Here is a 23,825-nt window from a genome sequence, read left to right on the forward strand (position 1 = left end):
AAAGCCATCGCGGGGCAAGCCCGTGATGGCTTCAGCGAGGACTCAATGATTGACGGTATGCGCCAGCATCACCGACAACTGGCACAGCGGCCGGCCACTCTCTTCATGCCACTGGTTGAACGCCTGCTGCACCAGCGCCAGGTCGCGCTGGCTGGTGGGCTGCTTGTCGATCACCTTCTGCGCGATCAAGGCTGCTGCCATGTCCTCGGTGGGGATGAAGGTATCCTTGCCGACCATGCGCAGGAAGCGCGGCGCCGACAGGCCACCGAGCTGGTTGCCATGCTTGGCCAGGTACTTCCACAAGCCGACGATATCGGTCTCGGGCCAGTCGGCGATGAAGGCACCAAAACTGCCCTTTTCCTTCGTCACATCGAGGATCATCTGCGCATTGCGCGGCACGCTCTTGAGCTTGCCCAGGTGGCGGATGATGCGCTCGTCCTGCATCAGGCGCTCCAGATGCTCGGCGCCCATCAGTACAACCTTCTGCGGGTCGAAACCGAAGAACACCTGTTCGAACGCTGGCCACTTGGCGTCCACCAGGCTGTGCTTGAGCCCGGCGCGGAACACGCGCAGGGCCAGGGTCGACAGGTAGCGGTCGTCAGTGATGTCGCGCAACTGCGCCGGCGTGCGCGGTTGCGGCAGGAACGCTTCGAGCGCCTTGGCCGAGCCGAAGCGATTGATGCAGTACTCATGCAGCCACTGATAGTCGCGCATGAGGTCAGATGTTCAGCACGTCGAGGAAGCGCGGGGTGGCGCTCTCGTCGATCTTCAGGCTGGTGAAGTCGAACAGGTCGCGGTCGGCCAGTTGCGAGGGCGCGACGTTCTGCAGGGCGCGGAAGATGCTCTCGGTACGCCCCGGGTGCTTGCGCTCCCACTCCACCAGCATGTCCTTGACCACCTGGCGCTGCAGGTTCTCCTGCGAACCGCACAGGTTGCACGGGATGATCGGGAATTCCTTCATGTCCGAGTAAGCCTGGATATCCTTCTCGCTGCAGTAGGCCAGCGGGCGGATCACCACGTTGCGGCCATCGTCGGCGCGCAGCTTGGGCGGCATGCCCTTGAGCGCGCCGTTGAAGAACATGTTGAGGAAGAAGGTCTCGACGATGTCGTCGCGGTGGTGGCCGAGCGCCATCTTGGTCGCACCAATCTCGTCGGCGAAGGTGTACAGCGTGCCACGGCGCAGGCGAGAACACAGCGAGCAGGTGGTCTTGCCTTCGGGGATCAGTTCCTTGACCACCGAGTAAGTGTCCTTCTCGACGATGTGGTACTCGACGCCGAGGGTCTTGAGGTAGGCCGGCAGCACATGCTCGGGGAAGCCTGGCTGCTTCTGGTCCATGTTCACCGCGACGATCTGGAACGAAATCGGCGCCACCTTCTGCAGGTGCAGCAGAACATCGAGCATGGTGTAGCTGTCCTTGCCGCCGGACAGGCAGACCATGACCTTGTCGCCATCCTCGATCATGTTGTAGTCGGTGATGGCTTCGCCGGCTAGACGACGCAGGCGTTTTTGCAGTTTGTTCTGGTTGACCGAGAGGGTGCCCATAGCGCTTGGATCCGCGAGGTGTGACAAAAGCCGGCTATTTTACGCACAAACCGAGCACAGGCGTAGGCCATTCCGATAAAGAATCAACAGCGCCGCCAACAGCGCGATTTGCTCTAAAAAGCCGGGTTTGTGCCGGGTTCTGCTTCCTATACTGCGACATAAGGCCATATTACCGCTTGATCGGTTGCCTGGCCTCGGCCACAGGCGCTCCGCTTGGGGGGCGTTTGGCGACGACGATAGGAGTGACCGGCATGATCCATCACGTTCTGGGGCTGTTTACCCATCCCGACCAGGAATGGCGAGAGATTCGCGGTGAAGAAGAAAGCATCAGCCACATGTACCTGACCCACACCCTGATCCTGGCGGCGATTCCGGCGGTGTCCGCCTTTATCGGCACCACCCAGGTCGGCTGGGTGATCGGTGACCGACCACCGGTGATGCTGACCATGGAAAGCGCGCTGTGGATGAGCGTCATGTCCTACCTGGCGATGCTCGCCGGGGTGGCGGTGATGGGTGCCTTCATCCACTGGATGGCGCGCACCTACGATGCCAACCCCTCTATGGCACAGTGCATCGCCTTTGCCACCTACACCGCCACGCCACTGTTCCTCGGCGGCCTGGCGGCGCTCTACCCTCACCTGTGGCTGGGCATGCTGCTGGGGACAGCGGCCATCTGCTACACGGTCTACCTGCTGTATGTCGGGCTGCCGACCTTCATGAACATCCCCACCGACGAAGGCTTCCTGTTCTCCAGCTCCGTGCTGGCGGTGGGCCTGGTGGTGCTGGTGGCGATCATGGCCGCCACCGTGATCATCTGGGGGCTTGGCGTGGGGCCGGTCTACACCAATTAGAAACACCAACACTGGGGCGTCGGGCCAGAGGCCGCCGTTTTGGCGGCCTCTGGCTTCGTGCTGACCGGCGGCTCGGCAAGCGTGCAGGGCTTGCGGCATAATGGCGCGTCAGGAGAATCATCCCGCCATGCCCGAGCTACTCAAGCAACGCGTCGAAACCTGTTACCAGCAAGCCGAAACCTTCTTCAAACGCCCCTTCCCGCGCCCGGAAGTCAGCTTCAAGCTGCGCGGCCAGAAGGCCGGTGTCGCTCATCTGCACGAGAACCTGCTGCGCTTCAACCTGCAGCTGTACCGCGAGAACCAGGATGACTTCCTGCGCCAGACCGTGGCCCATGAAGTCGCCCACCTGATCGCCCATCAACTGTTCGGTGACCGCATCCAGGCCCATGGCGAGGAGTGGCAACTGATCATGCGCGGGGTGTATGAACTGCCGCCCAACCGCTGCCACAACTATGAGGTGCAGCGCCGCGTGGCAACCCGCTATATCTACCGCTGCCCCTGCGCAGACAGCGACTTTGCGTTCAGCGCCCAGCGGCACAAGCTGGTGCGCCAGGGGCGACGCTATCTGTGCCGGCGCTGCCGGGAGATCCTGGTGTACAGCGGCGAGACACGCGTCGAATAGACACTACTACCACCTGTGACCTCGATAGACGAGGATGTCAGAGGATCAGATACGCGGTCGTGAAGTGTTCAACACCAATCAGTTCGATTTCGAAATCTGGCGCGAGACCGCCGCGGACATTACCCGACAGCAGCCCGTGCTCGAAACGCAGTTGGCCTTTTTCGGTAAAAGGAGCATCACCAATAAAGGTGAAGCCGACAAGGCCAGAGGACGCTGCCAATCCACGCAGATCAATGCGATCCCCCATTGCACCATTGAAGTCGGTGATGATATCCCGTCGATTGCCGAGGCCCATGTCAGCCAACTTTGAAAACACGAAGAGATCGGCACCTCGACCACCGCTCAGCACATCGGCACCTGGCCCACCCTCGAGCAGGTCATCCCCCTCACCTGCGAGCAGGGCGTCATTACCAGTGTCGCCGATAAGCACATCGGCGCCGTCACCTCCGAACAGTAGGTCACCGCCCTCGCCCCCATTCAGCACGTCGCTACCTGGACCACCGAACAGGATGTCATCTCCATTGCCTCCTTCCAGTACATCGTGACCGCCACGGCCCCTGATCACATCATCGCTGTATAGGCCAACCAGATGATCACTGTGGTCATCACCTTCGAGCCGCAACCCGTTACTTGCTTTTCCATCACTGGGCTTGAGCATTACCTGAACTCCCTGAACCGTATGAAATGAATGCATCGCGACAAGGTCGTGCTTTTTGCAATACCCTCGCGGCACACTCGAATCTATCGATAGTCAGCTATCAGCGTCAGGTAATTATCTAGATACACGTGGTAACAAGTGTCCGCTCAAGGGTTGAGCGAAAGCATGAAAAAAGGCGACCCGAAGGTCGCCTCTTTCACCTCACTACAACCGCTATCAGCGAGTAGCCGGGCCTTCAGCAACGCCCAGGTCGTCGGTCGGACGGGTTTCAACCAGCGGTGCACCGCCGGAAGCCAGTTCCGATTGCAGCTTGTCGGTGTCCAGCTCCTTCACCCACTTGGCCACGACCACGGTGGCAACGGCGTTGCCGATCAGGTTGGTCAGGGCGCGGGCTTCGGACATGAAGCGGTCGATACCCAGGATCAGCGCCAGGCCGGCAACCGGCAGGTGGCCAACGGCGGACAGGGTGGCGGCCAGGACGATGAAGCCCGAACCGGTAACGCCAGCAGCACCTTTGGACGCAACCAGCAGCACCAGCAGCAGGGTGATCTGGTGAGTGATGTCCATGGTGGTGTCGGTGGCCTGGGCGATGAACACCGCAGCCATGGTCAGGTAGATCGAGGTGCCGTCCAGGTTGAACGAGTAGCCGGTCGGAATCACCAGGCCAACCACGGATTTCTTCGCGCCCAGGCGCTCCATCTTGGTCAGCATGCGTGGCAGGGCCGATTCCGAGGAGGAAGTACCCAATACGATCAGCAGTTCTTCACGGATGTAGCGGATCAGCTTGAGGACGCTGAAGCCGTGGGCGCGGCAGATACCGCCGAGGACGATCAGGATGAACGCCAGGCAGGTGATGTAGAAGCAGGCCATCAGGTAGCCCAGCTGCACCAGCGATCCCACGCCGTACTGGCCGATGGTGAAGGCCATGGCACCGAAGGCACCGACCGGCGCCAGCTTCATGATCATGTTGATGATGTTGAACATGACATGGGCGAAGCGGTCGATCAGCTCGAGCACTGGCTTGCCGTAGCTGCCCAGGCGGTGCAGGGCGAAGCCGAACAGCACCGAGAACATCAGGACCTGGAGGATGTCGCCGTTGGCGAAGGCACCGACCACGGTGTTAGGGATGACGTTGAGCAGGAAGCCGACGGTGGTCTGCTGTGCACCTGCGGCGGCGTAGGCTGCGACGCTGCTGGCGTTCAGGGTGCTGACGTCGACGTGCATGCCAGCGCCAGGCTGAACCACGTTGACGACGACCAGACCGATGATCAGGGCGATGGTGGAGACGATCTCGAAGTACAGGAGTGCATAGCCGCCGGTCTTGCCGACCGACTTCATGCTCTGCATGCCGGCGATGCCGCTGACCACGGTACAGAAGATGATCGGGGCGATGACCATCTTGATCAGTTTGACGAAGCCGTCACCCAGGGGTTTGAGGGCGACACCGGTTTCGGGGTAGTAGTGGCCGAGCAGAATGCCGATGGTGATTGCAACGATCACCTGGACATACAGGGACTTGTACAGCGGCTGACGTTTCGTCATGGCTTAATTATCCTCAAGTGTGCCGTTTCACCCTTCCCAGGGCGAGGCACCTAAAGCGCGAACCCTCCTGCACCTGGAGGGATTTGTCGTTGTGTTCGAGCTGCCTGAGCAGGCCTCTGCCAGATCTGTAGCAAGGGTGATGCCAAAATGCCCGAATCAGGTGCAAGGCCCGTGTTTTCGGGAAATTTCTGCCCAAGGACAGGGCGAATCGACAGGGATGGATTGGCGGATTTCCGCCCGGTGGCGAGATTCGTACAAGGACGATGGCGGGAATCCGCCCGATGCGGGCATACGCTTGGGGCTTCGCGGGCAAGCCCCCAGGGGTTGGATTCATCAGCTATCCAGGAGCGGGCTTGCCCGCAAAGAGCCCCCCGCCGCAAGATCACTCCAGGTTGAACACGATCCTGAATGCCGCCCCGCCCAGGGGCGAATCATCCAGCGTAAGCCGGGCATCGAAGCTGTCGATGATGTCCTTGACCACCGCAAGCCCGATTCCCTGCCCCGGATGCTGCCTGTCCAGGCGCTCGCCGCGCTGCAGAATGCGCATGCGCTGGCCGGGCGGCACACCGGGGCCGTCATCTTCAACACACAAGACCTGCTGCCCAGGCAACTGCTCCAGGCTTATCCGCACCTGCCCCAGGCATAGGCGGTAGGCGTTCTCCAGCAAGTTGCCGAGCAATTCGAGCAGGGCGCCCTCCTCGATCGGTACCCACGCCTGTTCGGGAATGCTCAAGGTCACGGTCACACGCTTGTCGCGATAGACCTTGTCCAGCGTGTTGCACAGGCTGTCGAGCACCGGCGCAAGGCGCACCTTGTGCCGCACCAGGCCACTCTTGCGCAGGCTGGCACGTTGCAGCTGGTAGTCGATCTGCTGGCTCATGCGCTCGATCTGGCTTTGCAGTACCCGCGCCTGTTCGCGCTCGTCGCTGCGCTGGCCCATGCTTTCGCCAACCCCCTGCAGTACTGCCAGCGGAGTCTTGAGGCTGTGCGCCAGGTCATCCAGCGAGTCGCGATAACGCTGACGTTGCTCGCGCTCGCTGTGCAGCAGGCGGTTCAACGAGCCGGTCAAACGCAGCAGCTCGCGTGGGTGCTCACGGCTCAGCCCTTCACGGGCGCCGCTTTCCACCTCGTCCAGCTCTCGACTCAGGCGACGCAACGACCGCAGCCCCCAGGTCAGGCCGGCCCAGAGCAGCACCATCAATGCCAGCAAGGCCGCACCAAAGCCCAAGTAGAGCTTCTCGCGCAGGCCATCGAGGGTGTGCTGGTACTCGCGCACAGGTTGCAGCGCGACGATGCTGAACGCCGCACTCTTGCCGCCGAGCAGCTTGACCTCGACGTCATAGACGAAGAACTCGTCGCCGTCGTCCTGGCGGATTCGCGCGAATTCGTTGCCGCGCCCGTCATAGCGGGGTTGATAGTTGATGTGCTTGTCGGCGGTGGCGCGTGAACGCCAGACCAACCGGCCGTCACGGTCGAAGATGTAGCCGAGCAACCCCATGCTGGGCAGGTTGTAGCGCTCGTCGGGCAGCAGCTCGGGCATCTGCAGATGCCCATGCTCGATGCGCGCCGCCGAGATCATGGTGGTGACATCCGAGGCCAGGCGCTGCTCGATCGACTCCTGCAGGGCCAGGCTGAAGGCCTTCTGCAGCGCCGGCAACAGCGCCAGCATGAACAGCAGGGCCAGCAGCGCTGCGGCCAGCATCAGGCGCAGGCGCAGCGAGCGGATCATCGGCAGCGCTCGGTGAACAGGTAGCCCAGGCCGCGCACGGTGTCGATGGGTTTGAAGCCGTTGTCGCCCTCGAGCTTGCGGCGCAGGCGGCCGACCAATACTTCGATGACGTTGGGATCGCGCTCCTCGTCGTCCGGGTAGAGCTGCTCCATCAGACGGTCCTTGGCCACCACCTGCTGGTGATGACGCATGAGGTATTCGAGAATCCGGTATTCATAGGCGGTGAGCGCCAGCGGCTGCTCGTCCAGCGTTGCCTGCTTGCGATTGAGGTCAAGCACCAGCGGGCCTGCAGCGATAGTGGACTGGGTAAAGCCGCTGGAACGACGCAGCAACGCGTTCAGGCGCGCCTCCAGCTCTTCGAACTGGAAAGGCTTGACCACATAGTCGTCGGCACCGGCGGCCAGGCCTTCGACCTTGTCCTGCCAGTTGCCGCGGGCGGTGAGAATCAGGATGGGAAAGGTCTTGTCCTGGCTGCGCAACTGGCGGATCAGGTCCAGCCCGCTCATGCCTGGCAAGCCCAGGTCGATCACGGCGAGGTCATGGTTGTACTGCTCGGCCTGGTAGAGCGCCTCTTCGGCATCGCCCACCGCCTGCACCACATGCCCGGTCTCGCCAAGACGCGTATACAGGTGATGGCGCAGTAGCGCCTCGTCCTCGACCACCAGCAATTTCATGCCGCATCTCCTCTGTCTAAATCTCCCGAATCGCCGAGCGATCAGGGCCGGCACAGCATAACAGCGAACCGGCACGGGAAGCCCCTGCCGGTTCGATGAGCCTCGACCTTAGAACTTGTAGCTGGCGGCGAGGTAGGTCTGGGCGCTGCTCTTCAGGCGCAGGGTGCCATCCTTCGGGCCACCGTGCGAAGACAGTTCGGTGGCGGCATTGCTGGTCAGGTAACGGTAGCCCAGTTCCACCGAGGTATTGTCGGTGACCTGTTGCAGAACACCGGCCTGCAGGCCGAGTGCGTAGCCATAGTCGGTGTCGCGGCTATAACCGGAGGAAGTCTGGGTCAGCTTGGTGACGCCCACGCTGCCACCGCCAAACAGCTTGGTGGTGTCGGTGATCGGCAGGAACACATCGTAGCTGCCAAGCAGATTTTCCTGACGCAGCTTGACGCCGCTGTGATCGCCGGAAACGTTGTCGTAGGTCAGGTAGTAGCGGCCTTGATCGTTGATCTGGCCGACACGCAGGCCCCAGGTGCTGTCCTTGCCGATGATGCCGTCGGCGTTGAAGTTGTCGGTGTTGCGTTGCAGCAGGCCGGACTTGCGGACCTTGTCGCTGGTCTGGCCGTAGGTCAGGCTGGCGAAGGTGTCGTCGGCCTGGGCGGTGGCGGTAACGCCAGCTGCGCAAACAGCCATGGCAACCATCAGGGTGTTGAGTGCTTTCATGCTTTGTTACTCCAGTAGGTGCGCTGTTTCGGTCTGGGGGCTAGAGTAAGCAGGGCGCCCTGAACCGCTCCTGAACCCCGGCTGAACCTTGGCTGAACGAACCCGATACGGCTGCATCTTTCCTGGAGACCCCCTCATGCGTTCACTGCTTGCCCTGGCCCTGATGTGCAGCGCCGCCTTCGCCCAGGCGGCGGTACAGACCCGCGAGATCCGCTACCAGGACGCCGACGGCACTGCGCTGATCGGCTACTACGCCTACGACGACGCCATCGAGGGCAAGCGCCCCGGTGTGGTCGTGGTGCATGAATGGTGGGGGCTGAACGACTACGCCAAGCGCCGCGCCCGCGACCTCGCGGCGCTGGGCTACAACGCGCTGGCCATCGACATGTATGGCGACGGCAAGCACACCGAGCACCCGCAGGACGCCCAGGCGTTCATGGCGGCAGCGCTCAAGGATCCAGCAGCAGCGGCGCGACGCTTCGACGCCGGGCTCGAACTGCTCAAGCTGCAACCCAACACCAACAAGCACCAGCTGGGCGCCATCGGCTACTGCTTCGGCGGCAAGGTAGTGCTCGACGCTGCACGCCGGGGCGAGAAGCTCGATGGCGTGGTGAGTTTCCACGGCGCGCTGGTCACCCAGACACCGGCCAAACCGGACGTGGTCAGGGCGAAGATCCTGGTCGAGCATGGCGAGGCCGACAGCATGGTCACGGCCGAACAGGTCGAAGCCTTCAAGAAAGAAATGAAGGATGCCGGAGCAGACATGCAGTTCGTTGGCATTCCCGGGGCCAAGCATGGCTTTACCAACCCGGATGCGGACCGCTTGAGCCATGGCGCGCATGGCGGGCCGGACATCGGCTATGACAAGGCGGCAGATGAAAGCTCCTGGAAGGACATGCAGGCGTTCTTCAAGCAGGCGTTCAAGTAGGGGCCCAAGCCCCTACGAATTCTTTGCGCACCTGCAGGAGCGGGCTTGCCCGCGAAAGGGCCGGAACTGGCACAATACCGCCCATGGACAGACTCCCCACCTGCTGCACCCCACTCCAGCACCACTGGCCTCTACCCCAGCCCCTCCCCGGCGCGGTGCTGGTCAGTTGCGCCTTCGACCCCAAGCGCCTGGCCGCCGACGACTTCCAGCGCGCCGGCATCGCGCAGAGCCCCAGCCTGCAGCGCTCGGTGGCCAAGCGTCAGGCCGAGTACCTGGCCGGCCGAGTCTGTGCCCGCGCGGCACTGCAACGCCTGGATGGCCGCGACTATGTTCCGGACAGCCACGAAGACCGCTCACCGGTCTGGCCCGCCGGCATCCGAGGTTCGATCACCCATGGCCAGGGCTGGGCCGCTGCCGTGGTCGCCCATGAAGGCGCCTGCCAGGGCATCGGCCTGGATCAGGAAAGCCTGCTCGACGACGAGCGCGCCGAGCGCCTGGCGGGCGAGATTCTCACCGCCGACGAGTTGCAGCGCCTGGACCGTTCAAGGATTGGCCTCGGTGTGACGCTGACCTTCTCGCTCAAGGAAAGCCTGTTCAAGGCCCTCTACCCCCTGACCCTCAAACGCTTCTACTTCGAACACGCCGAAGTGCTGGAGTGGGACGCCGCGGGCCACGCACGCCTGCGCCTGCTCACCGACCTGTCGAGCGAGTGGCACCACGGCCGCGAACTGGATGGCCAGTTCTGCCTGCAGGACGGCCACCTGCTCAGCCTTGTCAGCGCCTGAGCCTCACCCCGGCGCCTGCTGTCGTGGCCAGTTCAGACTGAAGCAGGCGCCACCCAGCGCCTCGCTGCGCCCCACCTGCGCCCGTCCACCGTGCCAATAGATGATCCGCCGCACAATCGACAGGCCCAGGCCATGCCCTCCCGAGGCACGGGTACGGCTGTCATCCAGGCGCGTGAAGGGCGTGAAGATGCGGTCCCAGACGCCTTCGGGAATCCCCGGACCGTCGTCCTCGACCTCAATGCGGCAACGTTGCTGGCCGAGCTGAAAGCTCAGGCGCACCTCGGACTCGGCGTGGCGCATGGCATTGCTCACCAGGTTCTGCAGCGCCCGATGCAGGTAGCGCGGTTCGGCCTCGACCCAGGCCAACTGGTCTTCGCCCAGCTGACAGGCCCCGCGAGTCACCCGCACATCCGCACGTAGCGGCGCCAGTTCATCGATCACCCGATCCAGCAGGCTGTCCAGGTCGATGCGCTGGAACTTCAGGGCCGGCGCGCCCTGCTCCAGGCGCGCGTAGGTGAGCATCTCGTCGACCAGCCGGTCCAGGTCCTGGATATCGCTGTCCATGCCCGCCAGGTGTTTGCTCCGCGCCTGCTCGGTGCTGGCGCTCTCGATCATCTCCAGGCCGAAGCGCAGGCGCGCCACCGGCGTGCGCAATTCGTGGGACACCGCCCGCACCAGCTCACGCTGCATGCTCAGCGAACGCTGCAAATGCTCGGCCATGCCATTGAACGCCGCCGCCAGACGCCCGACCGAGTCTGCATCGCCCGCCGGCACGCGGGTTTCCAGGCTGCCCTGGGCGATGCGCGAGGCCGCCATCTCCAACCCCGAGACACGGCGCTCGAGCTGGCGCACCAGCAGGTACACCACCAACCCGATCAGGCACAGGCCGAGAAAGGCGATCAGGATCAACAATTGCGGTGGATAAGGGTTGAGCTGGTACAGCGGGCCGATTTCCAGCACCCATGGCGAGCCGGACAAACCGGCGAATACGCGGATCGAGTCGCCATCGCGCCCCAGCGCCATTACCGTGTCGCCTTCCTCTACACGGCGCCGCTGATCGTCGTCCAGCCCTACCCGCTCGATCCGCTGCAGGGCGATGTCGAAGCCGAACCCCTTGCTCTGCCTGATCTGTGCCAACCGCTGCTGCTGCTCGGTCACCGGGTAGCGCACCAGTTCGTCAGCCAGCAGATAAAGCGTGGCACGGGCCAACTGCTCGCTGACCTGCTTGACCTGCGCGACCAGCACAACGTCCTCGTGCGCCACCTGGCGCAAGACCTTGGCCGCATGCGGGCCGGTCTTCTCCACCACCACCAGGCCACGCGCCAGGCGGCTGCGCTGCCCGGCATCGAGGGTCTGCATCGACAGCGGCGCCAGGTCCAGCGGCACCCCGAGCAAGCGTTCCCAGATCACCAGCGACCGCTTGCGCTCCACTTCGTTCTGCATCGCCAGGTTGTCTGCCATCAGGCTGAAGGTGCCTTGCGCCAGACCCTCGCGGTGCTGGCCTGCGCGCACCTCGTTGACCAGGTGCAGGCTCAGCACGCCCAGCACCGCGACCAACACCAGCACCGCGAGCATGCCGCCATAGATGCGCAGGAAGATCGAATTCATGGGGTGGCATCGCCGACGAACAGGTAACCCTTGCTGCGCAGGGTCTTGATCAGGCGCGGGTGGATGGGATCGTCACCGATCTTGGGGCGAATCTTGGAGATGCGCACATCGATGGAGCGATCCTGGCCGTCATAGCCCACCCCGCGCAGCGAGGTGGAGATCTGCTCGCGCGACAGCACCCGCCCGGCGTTGCTGGCCAGCAGCCAGAGCAGGTCGAACTCGGCACCGGTCAGATCGATCGGCTGCTCGCCCAGCCAAGCCTCGCGCAGGCGGTTGTCGATGCGCAGCCCTCCAAAGCTCAGGTCGTGCCCCTTGCCCTGCGGCGCATCGCTGCGACGCAACAGCGCATTGATGCGTGCCAGCAGCAGGCGCGGGCGCACCGGTTTGCAGATATAGTCGTCAGCCCCCAGGTCCAGCCCCTGGATCTGGTCGAGTTCATCGCTGCGCGCGGTGAGCATGAGGATGGGGTTGGGGAACTGCCCGCGCACCCGCCGGCAGATGCTCAGGCCATCCTCTCCGGGGAGCATCAGGTCGAGGATCACCAGATCAGGCTGGCTGTCGATGATGCGCCGCACCGCCCGTCCGCCATCGCCCTCCACCGCCACCTCGAAGCCATTGGCCTGCAGGTATTCGGCTGTGAGTTCGGCCAGGCGCTGGTCATCCTCGACGATCAGGATGCGGTTGTTGGGCTGGTCCATCGCCGGTCACCTCTGTTCAAGATTTTTGTTGTCGGTGCGCTACGGTGGGTGCAGGCTTGCCCCACGATGGGGCTGCTGCCGCCCTTCACCAAAGGGCAACATAGCCCCCGGATACTACGTCCCGCCCCAGGCACTGCCAACCACGCGAAAAATTCTGTCACAGGCCTGAAACCGGCAAAAACCTCTTGCGACAAGGCCTACAGCGAATACCCACCTTTCACACACAAAGTACTCACAAGTTATCCACAGCGGCTCGCCTTGCAAAGACCCCAATACCGCATTATCTTGTATCCCCATTGCAGCGAACCACTACATGTTGTGGCTTCGCCCCAAATCACAAACACAAGTCCAGGCAGAAACTCAAGCGTTTTTTCAGCCGGAACTTACGGTGATTTCAGCAGCCAAACCGCTCCTGCGGAGGCGCGACCGAGGCAAGCCCGCCAGGGCCTTGTTCGGGTATGGGTGTTGCAGGCATCGCCTGGCACCCGACAGCAACAGTTTTTGGGCGTGACCCAGAATCTTTGACTTCGGCCAGGGAGCGGCAAGTGATTGCCCCTTATTCCTGAGTCTGTCCCGAAGTCGGTAAGCCCGAGCGGGCGGATGCACGTGCGCGTGGCATCCCCCGCCCGGGCCGGTCGAACTGATGGATGGAACGGTGGGCGCCCACAAGGCGCCTGAACAATATAGAAACTGTGGAGACACCCATGCAAACCGACACAACTCGCGAGAACCCGCAGGCCAAGGCGCCGCAGGCCGCTGATTCGAACCAGGATCTGGCTGCGACCGCTCCGGGCCAACTGCGTGTGATCAAGCGCAACGGCACTGTCGTCCCCTACACCGACGACAAGATCACCGTTGCCATCACCAAGGCGTTCCTTGCAGTTGAAGGTGGCACCGCCGCCGCCTCGTCGCGCATCCACGACACCGTCGCGCGCCTGACCGAGCAGGTCACTGCCACGTTCAAGCGCCGCATGCCATCGGGTGGCACCATCCACATCGAAGAAATCCAGGACCAGGTCGAACTGGCCCTGATGCGCGCCGGCGAGCAGAAAGTCGCCCGTGACTACGTGATCTACCGCGACCAGCGCGCAAAAGAGCGCGCCACCCGCGCCCACACCGACGCCGTGGTCGAGCCGCACCCAAGCATCCGCATCACCCTGGCCGACGGCAGCCTGGCGCCGCTGGACATGGCACGCCTGAACACCATCATCAGCGAAGCCTGCGAAGGCCTGGCCGAAGTCGATGGCGACCTGATCCAGCGCGACACCCTGAAGAACCTCTACGACGGCGTGGCCATCAAGGACGTCAACACCGCCCTGGTGATGACCGCCCGTACCCTGGTCGAGCGCGAGCCGAACTACTCGTTCGTCACCGCCCGCCTGCTGATGGACACCCTGCGCGCCGAAGGCCTGGGCTTCCTGGGCGTGGCCGACAGCGCCACCCACCACGAAATGGCCGAGCTGTACGCCAAGGCCCTGCCGGCCTACGTCGAGAAAGGCGTCGAGTTCGAGCTGCTCGACCCAGCACTGAAGGGCTACGACCTGGAGCGCCTGGGCAAGGCCATCAATCACGAGCGTGACCAGCAGTTCACCTACCTGGGCCTGCAGACCCTCTATGACCGCTACTTCATCCACAAGGATGGCGTGCGCTTCGAGCTGCCGCAGGTGTTCTTCATGCGCGTCGCCATGGGCCTGGCGCTGCAGGAGAAAGACCGCGAAGCCCGTGCGATCGAGTTCTACAACCTGTTGTCGTCGTTCGACTACATGGCCTCGACCCCGACCCTGTTCAACGCCGGCACCCTGCGTCCGCAGCTGTCCAGCTGCTACCTGACCACCGTTCCGGACGACCTGTCGGGCATCTACAAGGCCATCCACGACAACGCCATGCTGTCCAAATTCGCTGGCGGCCTGGGCAACGACTGGACCCCGGTACGCGCCCTGGGCTCGTACATCAAGGGCACCAACGGCAAGTCGCAAGGCGTCGTGCCGTTCCTGAAAGTGGTCAACGACACCGCCGTTGCGGTCAACCAGGGCGGCAAGCGCAAGGGCGCGGTCTGCGCCTACCTGGAAACCTGGCACCTGGACATCGAGGAATTCCTCGAGTTGCGCAAGAACACCGGTGACGACCGTCGCCGTACCCACGACATGAACACCGCCAACTGGATCCCGGACCTGTTCATGAAGCGCGTCTTCGACGACGGCAAGTGGACCCTGTTCTCGCCAAGCGAAGTTCCTGATCTGCATGACCTGACCGGCAAGGCCTTCGAAGAGCGCTACGAGTACTACGAAGCCCTGACCGAGTACAACAAGATCAAGGTGTTCAAGACCATCCAGGCCAAAGACCTGTGGCGCAAGATGCTGTCGATGCTGTTCGAGACCGGCCACCCATGGCTGACCTTCAAGGACCCGTGCAACCTGCGTTCGCCGCAGCAGCACGTGGGCGTGGTCCACAGCTCGAACCTGTGCACCGAGATCACCCTGAACACCAACGCCGATGAAATCGCCGTGTGCAACCTGGGTTCGATCAACCTGCCGAACCACATCGTCGATGGCAAGCTGGACACCGCGAAACTGGCGCGTACCGTCAAGACCGCCGTGCGCATGCTCGACAACGTGATCGACATCAACTACTACTCGGTGCCGCAGGCACAGAACTCGAACTTCAAGCACCGCCCGGTCGGCCTGGGGATCATGGGCTTCCAGGACGCGCTGTACCTGCAGCACATCCCGTACGGCTCGGACGCTGCCGTCGAGTTCGCCGACAAGTCGATGGAAGCGGTCAGCTACTACGCCATCCAGGCCTCGTGCGACCTGGCCGATGAGCGCGGCTCCTACGAGACCTTCCAGGGTTCGCTGTGGTCCAAGGGCATCCTGCCGCTGGACTCGCAACAGATCCTGATCGAGGCCCGTGGCGCCAAGTACATCGACGTCAACCTGGAAGAGTCGCTGGACTGGGCTCCGGTCCGCGAGCGCGTACAGAAAGGCATCCGCAACTCGAACATCATGGCCATCGCGCCGACCGCAACCATCGCCAACATCACCGGCGTGTCGCAGTCGATCGAGCCGACGTACCAGAACCTGTACGTCAAATCGAACCTGTCGGGCGAGTTCACCGTGATCAACCCGTACCTGGTCCGCGACCTGAAGGCCCGTGGCCTGTGGGACTCGGTCATGATCAACGACCTGAAGTACTACGACGGTTCGGTGCAGCAGATCGAGCGTATCCCGCAAGAGCTGAAGGACCTGTACGCCACCGCGTTCGAAGTCGACACCAAGTGGATCGTCGATGCCGCCTCGCGTCGCCAGAAGTGGATCGACCAGGCCCAGTCGCTGAACCTGTACATCGCCGGCGCTTCGGGCAAGAAGCTGGACGTCACCTACCGCATGGCCTGGTACCGTGGTCTGAAGACCACCTACTACCTCCGTGCCCTGGCCGCGACCAGCACCGAGAAGTCGACCATCAACACCGGCAAGCTCAACGCCGTTTCCAGCGGCGGCGACAGCGCCCCGGTCCAGGCCGCAGGCCCAGCCCCGGTACCGAAGGCCTGCGCCATCGACGAGCCGGATTGCGAAGCCTGCCAGTAAGGCTTGGCTGAGGCTTCCCCCGGGAAGCCTCAACTTTCTGTGCCACGGCACAGCACCCTGCAGGAGCGGGCTTGCCCGCGAAGAGGCCACCACCTCTCCTGCAGACAGACATAAAAAGCCGCCGCCCAGTGCAGCGGCCAGCCCTTAAAGGGCGCTTCCGATTTGCGTGCACCGCACCGCAACCAAGATCCACCGGCCATACTCCATAGATGGCCCTCAAGCAGGAGAACCTCACCATGCTGAGCTGGGACGAATTCGATAAGGAAGACGGCGAAGTCGCCGCCAAAGGCAACACCCCTGCGCAGGCCAATGCCAGCGCCACCCTCGACAAGCTCGACAGCGCCGGCGGTGCCGCCGCCCTGGAAGCCCGCGCCGCCACCGCGACCGACTCCGACGCGGTCAAGCGCGCCAAGGCTGCCCTCGACGCCCTCGACGTCGCCGAAGGCCTGGCCGAGCTCGAAGGCTCCTCGGCCCGCGTCGCGGTCGACGAGAAGCGCATGATCAACTGCCGCGCCGACCTCAACCAGCTCGTGCCTTTCAAGTACGACTGGGCCTGGCAGAAGTACCTCGACGGCTGCGCCAACCACTGGATGCCGCAAGAGGTCAACATGACCGCCGACATCGCCCTGTGGAAGAGCATGGACGGCCTGACCGAAGACGAGCGCCGCATCGTGATGCGCAACCTCGGCTTCTTCTCCACCGCCGACTCGCTGGTTGCCAACAACCTGGCCCTGGCCGTGTACCGCCTGATCACCAACCCCGAGTGCCGCCAGTACATCCTGCGCCAGGCCTTCGAAGAGGCGATCCACACCCACGCCTACCAGTATTGCATCGAGTCGCTGGGCATGGATGAAGGCGAGATCTTCAACATGTACCACGAGATCCCATCGGTCGCGAAGAAAGCCGCCTGGGGCCTGAAGTACACCCGCGCCATCTCGGATCCGGAGTTCAACACCGGCACCGTCGAAACCGACAAAGAGCTGCTGCGCAACCTGATCGCCTACTACTGCGTACTGGAAGGCATCTTCTTCTACTGCGGCTTCACCCAGATCCTGTCGATGGGCCGCCGCAACAAGATGACCGGCGTTGCCGAGCAGTTCCAGTACATCCTGCGCGACGAGTCGATGCACCTGAACTTCGGTATCGACGTGATCAACCAGATCAAGATCGAGAACCCGCACCTGTGGGATGCGGCGATGAAGGAAGAAGCGACCCAGATGATCCTGCAAGGGACCCAGCTGGAGATCGAATACGCCCGCGACACCATGCCTCGCGGCGTGCTGGGGATGAACGCGGCGATGATGGAGGATTACCTCAAGTTCATCGCCAACCGTCGCCTGACCCAGATTGGTCTGAAGGAAGAGTATCCAGGGACTACCAACCCGTTCCCTTGGATGAGCGAGATCATGGACTTGAAGAAAGAAAAGAACTTCTTCGAGACGCGCGTGATCGAGTATCAGACTGGTGGGGCGTTGAGCTGGGATTGATCGCTTGGTGCGTAGGTTTTCACGCCCGACTGAACTTTTTTCAGATAAGTTGAACCCATCAAGCCTTCAAAACCAAAGCCATCTCAGTGAAAGCTGAGATGGCTTTTCATTCGCAGCTCACTAAGCAACACCTGCCGCTCCCATATCGCGAATGTCAATCATCATCGGGTAGGCGCTAGGTTCAGTATGACAGCCTGCATGCGATAGCGATTGCAATACTTCCTGAGCGACCAGACATTGAATCGCCCCTGGTTTCGTAGACACCTCCAAGCCTCATAATGAGGCCCAAATAGGAGGTGCCATGAGTCGTCAGCGTTACCCCGAAGAATTCAAGATCGAAGCGGTCAAGCAAGTGATCGAAAAAGGCAATCCTGTCGCCGATGTCGCCCAGCGCCTGGGCATGTCCGTGCACAGCCTTTACGCCTGGATCAAGGTCTACAGCAAGCCCCAAGAGCAGCGTCAGCAAGACGATGATCAGCAGGCCGAACTGCGCAAGCTACGCGCTGAACTCAAGCGCGTGACGGAAGAGCGAGACATCTTAAAGAAGGCCGCCGCGTACTTTGCCAAGGAGTGCGGCTGAAGTACGCCTCATCAAGAAGCACTCATCAGTACACGACTCCCTAGAAGCTACTCTCGACACATCTTCTTTGGCAGCATGCTCTTCGTAGCTAGAAATTGAATCGCGGCCTGCGCCGCTTCCCGCCCCTTTTCAACAAAATGCGCCGAGAAGATCGAACGGTGATAATCTGAATTCTGATAATGGTGGGGCGTAAGCGAAATCGAAAACACCGGAACGCCAGTCTCAAGCCCGACATGCATTAAGCCGCCGACCACAGCCTGGGCTACAAATTCATGGCGATAAATCCCGCCGTCGACTACTAGAGCGGCTGCAGCAATACCTCTATATAGTCCACTAAGAGCAAGCTCCTTAGCCACTATAGGCAGCTCGAAAGCGCCAGGCACTTCAAATACATCTACATTTTCTGCAGGAATAACTTCACAGAAGCCGCTCAATGCTTGGCTGACAATATCTGCATGCCAATTGGCTTTGATGAAAGCAAAACGATCAGGTGCCAAGCTCATCAAGTAATCTCTCTCGTATTTTTGTGCGCGCAATTACAAAACTGATTGGCGCAGGGAAAGATTAATCACACTCCCTGCGCCAGGTTTGGTGTTTATTAGCTTACAAATCGAGATCTTCCCGCCATCACAGCGAAGAACATTTGAACACAACCAGCTATGGCCAGTGAGATGAGCGGAGCTTTCCAGCTACCACTGATATCATGCATCCATCCTGCCAAGAGAGGACCAACTGCCCCCAATCCGTAGCCAACGCACTGCCCCATACCAGAAAGCGCACTTGCCTGATGGTGATCACGCGCACGCAGGCTGAACAATGTCAGGCAGGTAACCATAGACATGCCTGCACCAATCCCAGCTATCAGCAGCCACACTACGGCCAAGGCAGGCTTCAACAACAGCCCAGCCACACCAATTACAATTGCCAAGGAACATGAAAAACCCAACAACTTTTGGTCTTTCATCTGCTTGATCAGAAACGATGTTGAAAGGTTCGCCGCAACAGCGATAGCTTGATACGCAAAGAGGTAAGCTCCCGCCTCGGTGGAGTCAATACCCACACCTTTTACCATTTCCGGGAACCAGTCGATAACAGTGTAAAAAACCATAGTGTGCAGCGCCATGAACATGGATACCTGCCAAGCGACACCGCTTCGCCAAATAGATGGTTTTTTTTGAGCGTCAGCATGCTTATTGGCGTAGTGCTCATTCTTTAACTGCGGCCACCAAACAACCGCTGCCAGAAATGCAACCACAAACCAAATACCTAGCGATAGCTTCCATTTATATTGGGTGAGAGCAGAGAGAGGAGCAGCCAAGCCACTGGATAATGCTGCAATAACAGCCATAGTAGCAGCATAAAGCCCTACGCAGAGAGCAACGTGCGATGGGAAGTCACGTTTAATCAATGGCACCACAAGTACATTCCCTACTGCGATGCCACAGCTGATCAATATGGTTCCGCCCCAAAGGCCGAAATAAAAACCACTTGAGCGCAGCAGGCAGCCAACGGTAACCGCGACAAGACCACCAAAAAGTGCTCTTTCAAAGCTTATGTATTTGGTCAGCCATGATGCCATCGGAGAAGCACATGCAAAAATCAACAATGGCAATGCGTTCAATAGCCCAAGTGCGCTAGGGGTTAGTGAAAAGAACTGCTGGAGTTCGGAAAGTACCGGTCCCAAGGCAGTAATAGGCGCACGCAGATTAGCTGCGATCAATAAGATCCCACACAGTAGGGCGGAGGTGATTACTGAATTATGGGCTCGAATGGCCCCTGTAGAAGACGTCATTTTTACCACGCATAGACGAGGGGCGGATTAACCCCAAGATTGCGTTGGTTGACGTTAACGCTTACGCAGAGCGCCTCATGGCGCAATGTCTGGCGGCAGGGTAGCAAAAGTCGCTATTCAGGACAAGCGAGTGCGTGCGTTTCTACCTATCCGGCTGTATTGCAAAGCTTTCAGTTCTTCGGTGCACAACGGCTTTCGCCCCCGATGGAGCCCGAATCTGGAGTCGCTGTCCGAACAGCTGAGCCTGAACCGCCCGACGTTCATCTATGTGATCCCAACGTACCCAGTCCTAAGAAAACTGGCAATCACGTAGAGATAAAGGAAATGCCTATCGAGACAAGCGTTCGCACGCTCACCACGCCTGCTGCTCGCCTGAGGATGCGGGATATGCCGGTGATGCTGGCTGGAGATGAGACTGGCGTGGCAGCGAAGCGAAGGATGAGCTGGATGGAATGCGCCCAGCGGGCTTTGCGAATGCATGGGGTTTAGCTGAGCTTGCAGCATTTCGCAGATGCCTGAAAGTTCGCGGTCCCCCTGTAGGAACGGATTTATCTGGGCTCGGAAGTACCGCGAACCTCGGCCAACCCGGTGTCATTCTGAGCAGCACGGATACGCTGCCAACCACGCTTTCACCTTGTCGGTCTCGTGTGTCGCGTAGTTGTCCATTACCAGATTAACAGGCATGTCTTCTGGTACGTTGGCGTCTACCTCCTTGAGGAAAGCGAGAAACTCCCTACTTCTATGGCGACGCTTCAGTCAACTACCACAGCGCCGACAATGGAACGTTCAAAGCCAACTACAGCTAGCCCGCGCGCTGCATCACGAAACGCACAAAGGCGTCGAGTTTGGACAACGCGCTGCGCTGGCGCAGGTAGACCAGATTGACCGGGCGAGTCGCCGGCAGGAAGGGTTCGAGCAACGACACCAACCGCCCCTCGCGCAGGTCATCGGCGACCAGGAATTCCGGCTGCATGAGGATGCCGTTGCCACTGATCGCAGCCAGGCGCAGCGCCTGGCCGTCGTTGCTCTTGAGCGTCCAGTGTTCCGGCCAGGAGTATTCACGCCCAGCGTCCTGCAGCGGCCAGCTAAAGCGATGGGTCCAACTGGAATGGACAAGCAAGCGGTGCTTGCCGAGATCGGCCGGCACCGTGGGCCAACCCTGTTCGTCCAGATAGGCCGGGGCCGCACAGATCACCATGCGATAGGGGCGCAGCGGCTTGGCGACCAGATCAACATCTCCCAGCTCGCCGATACGAAACGCCAGGTCGAAACCCTCGGCCATGAGGTCGACTACACTGTTGCTCAGGACCAGATCGACGCGCATCTGCGGATGCTCACGCAGAAACTGCGCCACGATCGGCGCCACCAGCGCCGAGCCCAAGGTCATCGGTGCACTGATTCGCAGCAGGCCGCTGGGTGCCTTCTGCAAGCTCTCGACTTGCTCGTAGGCCCGGCGCACCTGCTCCAGCGCTTGGCGAGACTCTTCATGGAACACCCTTCCCGCCTCGGTGACGCGCATGCGCCGGGTACTGCGCTGAATCAACTCCACCTGCAGCGCTTCTTCCAACCCCCGGATGTATTTGCTGACCATCACGGTCGACAGCCGCAGGTGCTCGGCAGCCGCGCTGAAGCTGCCTTGCTCCACCACGGTGACGAAGACTTCCATTGCGCGCAGACGATCCATATTTAACTCTCAGTTAAAATTATTTAAATAAAACCTTTATTTATTAACAAATAATTTTCCAATAACGTGTCGTCGTCAACTCACAACCACGGTGCTTCATCATGAGGACGCTCATCTCACAGCTCGAACAGTTCCCACGCACGTGCTTGATTGAACAGGCCACGCCCATTCAACGCCTCGTCGCGCTAGAACAGGTCTTGGGGCTCGAGGTGCGTGGTATCCGTCTGTTCGCCAAGCGGGACGACTTCATGGCGCTCGGTGGCGGTGGCAACAAGCTGAGAAAACTCGAGTTTCTGCTGGGCGCAGCACTGCATGACGGCATCGAGCATGTCATCACCGTCGGAGGCCTGCAGTCCAACCACGCGAGGTTGACCGCGGCGGCCTGCGCGTCACTGGGCCTGCCCTGCGAACTGGTGTTGTCGCGGGCAGTCGCCAAGGAGGGTGAAGAATACGAGCACAGCGGCAATGTGCTGCTGGACGAGCTCTTTGGCGCCAGGGTGCATATCAGCCCCGACGGGATCAGCGCGCTGCATTCGGCCGAACGACGTGCAGCGCAGTTGGAGAAGGCGGGCCACAAGGTCAAGGTGATCCCTACCGGCGGCTCTACCGCCCTGGGCTGCCTGGGGTATGTCAGGGCCGCACAGGAAATCGCCGAGCAGGAGCAGGCCCTGGCCCTGCAGTTCACGCGGGTGTTCACGGCCAACGGAAGCTCCGGCACCCATGCCGGCCTCAGTGCAGGATTCGCCGCTCTCGGACGTGGCGCCAGCCTGGTGAAGTCCTACGCGGTACTGGCAGACGCGAGCACTGCACAACGCCAGACCTTGGATTTGTCACACCATGTCCAAACCCTGCTCGGCCTGCCAGCCGACATCGAAGCGCACGACATCGAGGTGGATGGCAATTACCTTGGCAAAGGCTATGGGTTACCGACTCCCGAGATGCTCAATGCCCTGCGCCTGATGGCCCGCCATCAAGGCCTGCTGCTGGACCCGGTGTATTCCGGCAAGGCATTCGCCGGCCTGATCGCCGACCTGCAGAGCGACCGCTATGTGCGCGGCGACAACCTGCTGTTCGTCATGACCGGCGGAACACCTGGGTTGTTCGCCTATCGCGATGCCCTGCAAGACGCCTGATCGACTCGCTGACTACCTACCCGCACGTCCCCCATTCCAATAAGACATCCCACTCCCCGGTATCGCCGGGGCGTGCTGATACCTCCCTCTGCACGCAACACGACGCCCGGCGATGAGACGCGTCAGTCGCTGGCAAAACGGCGCCTGCGCCCCACCTCGCGCACGGCATCGACCAGGGCGCGGGTCATCGGCGTGGGCTTGCCGGTGAAGGCGTGGAAACGTGCCATCGCCAGCGGCGGCAAGCCTTCGTTTTCGTCCACCGCACGCAGCCCGTGGCGCAACTGGCTCTGCGCCACGGGGCTGACGGCGAAGCCAGCCTGCGCCGCAGCCAGGCAACCGGCCATGCTGCGGCTCTCGAACGCCAAGCGCCAGTCGATATCCGCCGCCGCCAGGGCATTGATCGCCGACTCGCGGTACACGCATGGCTCGGGAAACACCGACAGCGGCACGGGCTCATCGGACGGCAAGGCGGTGTGTTCGGCGAAGGCCCACACCAGAGGCTCTTCCCATAGCAGTTCACTGTCGTCTTCGATGCGTGCGCAGCGCTTGCCGAACACCACATCCAGTTCACCCTCCGCCTGTTGGCGCAGCAGTTCGATAGTGATGCCCACCCGCAGCTCGATGGCGATGCCCGGATGCCCCCGGCGAAACACCTGCAGCACCTGCGCAAGCCAGGTGCCGGCGAAGTCTTCGGAAGCACCGATCACCAAACGCCCGGCGGACGACTCACCTCGCAGGCGCGCCCGCACCTCCTGCTCCAGGTCGAGGATATTGCGGGCGTAGGTGTAGAGCGTCTCTCCGGCTGGCGTCATGTCCAGCTGGCGGGTGGTGCGCTGCAACAGGCGCGTCCCCAGGCTCTCCTCCAGGCGCTTGATGTGGCCGCTGACCGCTGACGGCGTCAGCGCCAGACGATCGGCCGCAGCGGCGAAGCCGCGCAGGTCGACCACCGCAAGGAAGGTACGCAACAGCACGATATCCAGGGCAAGTGCCGACGACGAAGGATGCGAAGACATGGGGATCTCAACTCATCACGAAATATGATCAGTAAACATTAATTAATCACGAATCACAACGATCGCCAGCCGTAGCATTGAACGGTCATCAATACATTGGCCAGGACACATCATGAACACCCCATCCAGATCTTTGATAAAGACCGCAGTATCGGCTGTCCGTCGACTGTCGATCGCACTGTCGCTGGTGTGCATCGGGA

Annotated in this window: 20 protein-coding genes and 2 pseudogenes; 8 read left to right on the forward strand and 14 right to left on the reverse strand. The window is 61.4% G+C overall.

Translation table 11 applies throughout. The annotated features are described in order from the left end of the window. Positions 1–42: 42 nt before the first annotated feature. A complete protein-coding gene (locus IAE40_RS16530; protein ID WP_197893046.1) occupies positions 43–714 on the reverse strand; it encodes a DNA-3-methyladenine glycosylase I in 672 nt (223 codons plus the stop codon). Positions 715–718: 4 nt separating this feature from the next. Continuing rightward, positions 719–1,543, reverse strand: coding sequence for a tRNA 2-thiocytidine(32) synthetase TtcA (gene ttcA / locus IAE40_RS16535; RefSeq protein WP_054892909.1), 825 nt, complete (start codon positions 1,541–1,543; stop codon positions 719–721). 251 nt (positions 1,544–1,794) lie between these two features. On the opposite strand from ttcA, the gene IAE40_RS16540 reads away from it, so the two are divergent. Beyond that, positions 1,795–2,394 carry a Yip1 family protein gene (locus IAE40_RS16540; RefSeq protein ID WP_054892910.1) on the forward strand — a complete coding sequence of 200 codons (600 nt, stop codon included), beginning with the start codon at positions 1,795–1,797 and terminating at the stop codon, positions 2,392–2,394. A gap of 127 nt (positions 2,395–2,521) precedes the next feature. Then, positions 2,522–3,016, forward strand: a complete 495-nt coding sequence (locus IAE40_RS16545) for a SprT family zinc-dependent metalloprotease (protein ID WP_054892911.1) — start codon at positions 2,522–2,524, stop codon at positions 3,014–3,016. A gap of 37 nt (positions 3,017–3,053) precedes the next feature. Here IAE40_RS16545 and IAE40_RS16550 read toward each other — a convergent pair whose 3' ends face one another. The 5 genes from IAE40_RS16550 to IAE40_RS16570 form a co-directional block, all read right to left on the reverse strand. After that, positions 3,054–3,674: a calcium-binding protein gene (locus IAE40_RS16550; protein WP_197893044.1), complete on the reverse strand. Its 621-nt coding sequence runs from the start codon at positions 3,672–3,674 to the stop codon at positions 3,054–3,056. A gap of 216 nt (positions 3,675–3,890) precedes the next feature. After that, complete coding sequence (locus IAE40_RS16555) at positions 3,891–5,216, reverse strand: dicarboxylate/amino acid:cation symporter (RefSeq protein ID WP_054892912.1); 1,326 nt, start codon at positions 5,214–5,216, stop codon at positions 3,891–3,893. Positions 5,217–5,598: 382 nt separating this feature from the next. Continuing rightward, entirely contained in the window at positions 5,599–6,945 is a 1,347-nt protein-coding gene (locus IAE40_RS16560) for an ATP-binding protein (RefSeq protein WP_153774379.1), read from the reverse strand. Beyond that, on the reverse strand, positions 6,942–7,619 hold the full coding sequence (locus IAE40_RS16565) for a response regulator (protein ID WP_054892914.1): 678 nt from the start codon (positions 7,617–7,619) through the stop codon (positions 6,942–6,944). The genes IAE40_RS16560 and IAE40_RS16565 overlap by 4 nt, the downstream gene beginning before the upstream one ends. Positions 7,620–7,727: 108 nt before the next feature. After that, positions 7,728–8,333, reverse strand: a complete 606-nt coding sequence (locus IAE40_RS16570) for an outer membrane protein (RefSeq protein WP_153774378.1) — start codon at positions 8,331–8,333, stop codon at positions 7,728–7,730. Positions 8,334–8,469: 136 nt separating this feature from the next. Between IAE40_RS16570 and IAE40_RS16575 the strand changes: the two genes are divergently transcribed. Together IAE40_RS16575 and IAE40_RS16580 are read left to right on the forward strand one after the other, a co-directional pair. Next, entirely contained in the window at positions 8,470–9,261 is a 792-nt protein-coding gene (locus IAE40_RS16575; protein ID WP_197893042.1) for a dienelactone hydrolase family protein, read from the forward strand. 83 nt (positions 9,262–9,344) lie between these two features. Further along, positions 9,345–10,046: a 4'-phosphopantetheinyl transferase family protein gene (locus IAE40_RS16580; RefSeq protein WP_197893040.1), complete on the forward strand. Its 702-nt coding sequence runs from the start codon at positions 9,345–9,347 to the stop codon at positions 10,044–10,046. A gap of 3 nt (positions 10,047–10,049) precedes the next feature. Here the strand turns inward: IAE40_RS16580 and IAE40_RS16585 are convergent, their stop codons facing one another. Next, the gene (locus IAE40_RS16585; protein WP_065861385.1) at positions 10,050–11,654 is read right to left on the reverse strand and encodes an ATP-binding protein; all 1,605 of its coding nucleotides are present in this window, start codon (positions 11,652–11,654) and stop codon (positions 10,050–10,052) included. Further along, on the reverse strand, positions 11,651–12,352 hold the full coding sequence (locus IAE40_RS16590) for a response regulator transcription factor (protein WP_054892919.1): 702 nt from the start codon (positions 12,350–12,352) through the stop codon (positions 11,651–11,653). The genes IAE40_RS16585 and IAE40_RS16590 overlap by 4 nt, the downstream gene beginning before the upstream one ends. A 704-nt stretch (positions 12,353–13,056) precedes the next feature. Between IAE40_RS16590 and IAE40_RS16595 the strand changes: the two genes are divergently transcribed. The 3 genes and pseudogenes from IAE40_RS16595 to IAE40_RS25750 all read left to right on the forward strand — a co-directional run. Beyond that, positions 13,057–15,936 carry a ribonucleoside-diphosphate reductase subunit alpha gene (locus tag IAE40_RS16595; RefSeq protein ID WP_054892920.1) on the forward strand — a complete coding sequence of 960 codons (2,880 nt, stop codon included), beginning with the start codon at positions 13,057–13,059 and terminating at the stop codon, positions 15,934–15,936. 236 nt (positions 15,937–16,172) lie between these two features. Continuing rightward, the gene (locus tag IAE40_RS16600) at positions 16,173–17,423 is read left to right on the forward strand and encodes a ribonucleotide-diphosphate reductase subunit beta (RefSeq protein WP_054892954.1); all 1,251 of its coding nucleotides are present in this window, start codon (positions 16,173–16,175) and stop codon (positions 17,421–17,423) included. Positions 17,424–17,724: 301 nt separating this feature from the next. Beyond that, positions 17,725–18,011, forward strand: a pseudogene (locus tag IAE40_RS25750) (transposase); the annotation flags it as partial. Between the two features lie 39 nt (positions 18,012–18,050). Here IAE40_RS25750 and IAE40_RS16610 read toward each other — a convergent pair. The 4 genes and pseudogenes from IAE40_RS16610 to IAE40_RS16625 form a co-directional block, all read right to left on the reverse strand. Further along, positions 18,051–18,506: a 6,7-dimethyl-8-ribityllumazine synthase gene (locus IAE40_RS16610; RefSeq protein WP_054892922.1), complete on the reverse strand. Its 456-nt coding sequence runs from the start codon at positions 18,504–18,506 to the stop codon at positions 18,051–18,053. Positions 18,507–18,601: 95 nt separating this feature from the next. Continuing rightward, complete coding sequence (locus IAE40_RS16615) at positions 18,602–19,795, reverse strand: MFS transporter (RefSeq protein ID WP_200603550.1); 1,194 nt, start codon at positions 19,793–19,795, stop codon at positions 18,602–18,604. A gap of 606 nt (positions 19,796–20,401) precedes the next feature. Further along, positions 20,402–20,551: pseudogene (locus IAE40_RS16620) on the reverse strand (IS630 family transposase); the annotation flags it as partial. A 46-nt stretch (positions 20,552–20,597) separates the two neighbouring features. Then, a complete protein-coding gene (locus tag IAE40_RS16625) occupies positions 20,598–21,479 on the reverse strand; it encodes a LysR substrate-binding domain-containing protein (protein WP_063543561.1) in 882 nt (293 codons plus the stop codon). 101 nt (positions 21,480–21,580) lie between these two features. Between IAE40_RS16625 and IAE40_RS16630 the strand changes: the two genes are divergently transcribed. Further along, positions 21,581–22,612 (forward strand): D-cysteine desulfhydrase family protein, encoded by a 1,032-nt coding sequence (locus IAE40_RS16630; RefSeq protein ID WP_065861382.1) that lies wholly within the window; start codon positions 21,581–21,583, stop codon positions 22,610–22,612. 122 nt (positions 22,613–22,734) lie between these two features. On the opposite strand, the gene IAE40_RS16635 is transcribed toward IAE40_RS16630, so the two are convergent. Beyond that, a complete protein-coding gene (locus tag IAE40_RS16635) occupies positions 22,735–23,625 on the reverse strand; it encodes a LysR substrate-binding domain-containing protein (protein ID WP_200603551.1) in 891 nt (296 codons plus the stop codon). Positions 23,626–23,825: the final 200 nt, after the last annotated feature.

This window comes from Pseudomonas sp. S44 (genome assembly GCF_016624805.1).
Classification (GTDB): domain Bacteria; phylum Pseudomonadota; class Gammaproteobacteria; order Pseudomonadales; family Pseudomonadaceae; genus Aquipseudomonas; species Aquipseudomonas machongensis.

Coding starts and splice junctions, on each gene's coding strand:
- IAE40_RS16530 (WP_197893046.1), bottom strand. CDS start 714: ATGCGCGACTATCAGTGGCTGCATGAGTACTGCATCAATCGCTTCGGC.
- ttcA (WP_054892909.1), bottom strand. CDS start 1,543: ATGGGCACCCTCTCGGTCAACCAGAACAAACTGCAAAAACGCCTGCGT.
- IAE40_RS16540 (WP_054892910.1), top strand. CDS start 1,795: ATGATCCATCACGTTCTGGGGCTGTTTACCCATCCCGACCAGGAATGG.
- IAE40_RS16545 (WP_054892911.1), top strand. CDS start 2,522: ATGCCCGAGCTACTCAAGCAACGCGTCGAAACCTGTTACCAGCAAGCC.
- IAE40_RS16550 (WP_197893044.1), bottom strand. CDS start 3,674: ATGCTCAAGCCCAGTGATGGAAAAGCAAGTAACGGGTTGCGGCTCGAA.
- IAE40_RS16555 (WP_054892912.1), bottom strand. CDS start 5,216: ATGACGAAACGTCAGCCGCTGTACAAGTCCCTGTATGTCCAGGTGATC.
- IAE40_RS16560 (WP_153774379.1), bottom strand. CDS start 6,945: ATGATCCGCTCGCTGCGCCTGCGCCTGATGCTGGCCGCAGCGCTGCTG.
- IAE40_RS16565 (WP_054892914.1), bottom strand. CDS start 7,619: ATGAAATTGCTGGTGGTCGAGGACGAGGCGCTACTGCGCCATCACCTG.
- IAE40_RS16570 (WP_153774378.1), bottom strand. CDS start 8,333: ATGAAAGCACTCAACACCCTGATGGTTGCCATGGCTGTTTGCGCAGCT.
- IAE40_RS16575 (WP_197893042.1), top strand. CDS start 8,470: ATGCGTTCACTGCTTGCCCTGGCCCTGATGTGCAGCGCCGCCTTCGCC.
- IAE40_RS16580 (WP_197893040.1), top strand. CDS start 9,345: ATGGACAGACTCCCCACCTGCTGCACCCCACTCCAGCACCACTGGCCT.
- IAE40_RS16585 (WP_065861385.1), bottom strand. CDS start 11,654: ATGAATTCGATCTTCCTGCGCATCTATGGCGGCATGCTCGCGGTGCTG.
- IAE40_RS16590 (WP_054892919.1), bottom strand. CDS start 12,352: ATGGACCAGCCCAACAACCGCATCCTGATCGTCGAGGATGACCAGCGC.
- IAE40_RS16595 (WP_054892920.1), top strand. CDS start 13,057: ATGCAAACCGACACAACTCGCGAGAACCCGCAGGCCAAGGCGCCGCAG.
- IAE40_RS16600 (WP_054892954.1), top strand. CDS start 16,173: ATGCTGAGCTGGGACGAATTCGATAAGGAAGACGGCGAAGTCGCCGCC.
- IAE40_RS16610 (WP_054892922.1), bottom strand. CDS start 18,506: ATGAGCTTGGCACCTGATCGTTTTGCTTTCATCAAAGCCAATTGGCAT.
- IAE40_RS16615 (WP_200603550.1), bottom strand. CDS start 19,795: ATGACGTCTTCTACAGGGGCCATTCGAGCCCATAATTCAGTAATCACC.
- IAE40_RS16625 (WP_063543561.1), bottom strand. CDS start 21,479: ATGGATCGTCTGCGCGCAATGGAAGTCTTCGTCACCGTGGTGGAGCAA.
- IAE40_RS16630 (WP_065861382.1), top strand. CDS start 21,581: ATGAGGACGCTCATCTCACAGCTCGAACAGTTCCCACGCACGTGCTTG.
- IAE40_RS16635 (WP_200603551.1), bottom strand. CDS start 23,625: ATGTCTTCGCATCCTTCGTCGTCGGCACTTGCCCTGGATATCGTGCTG.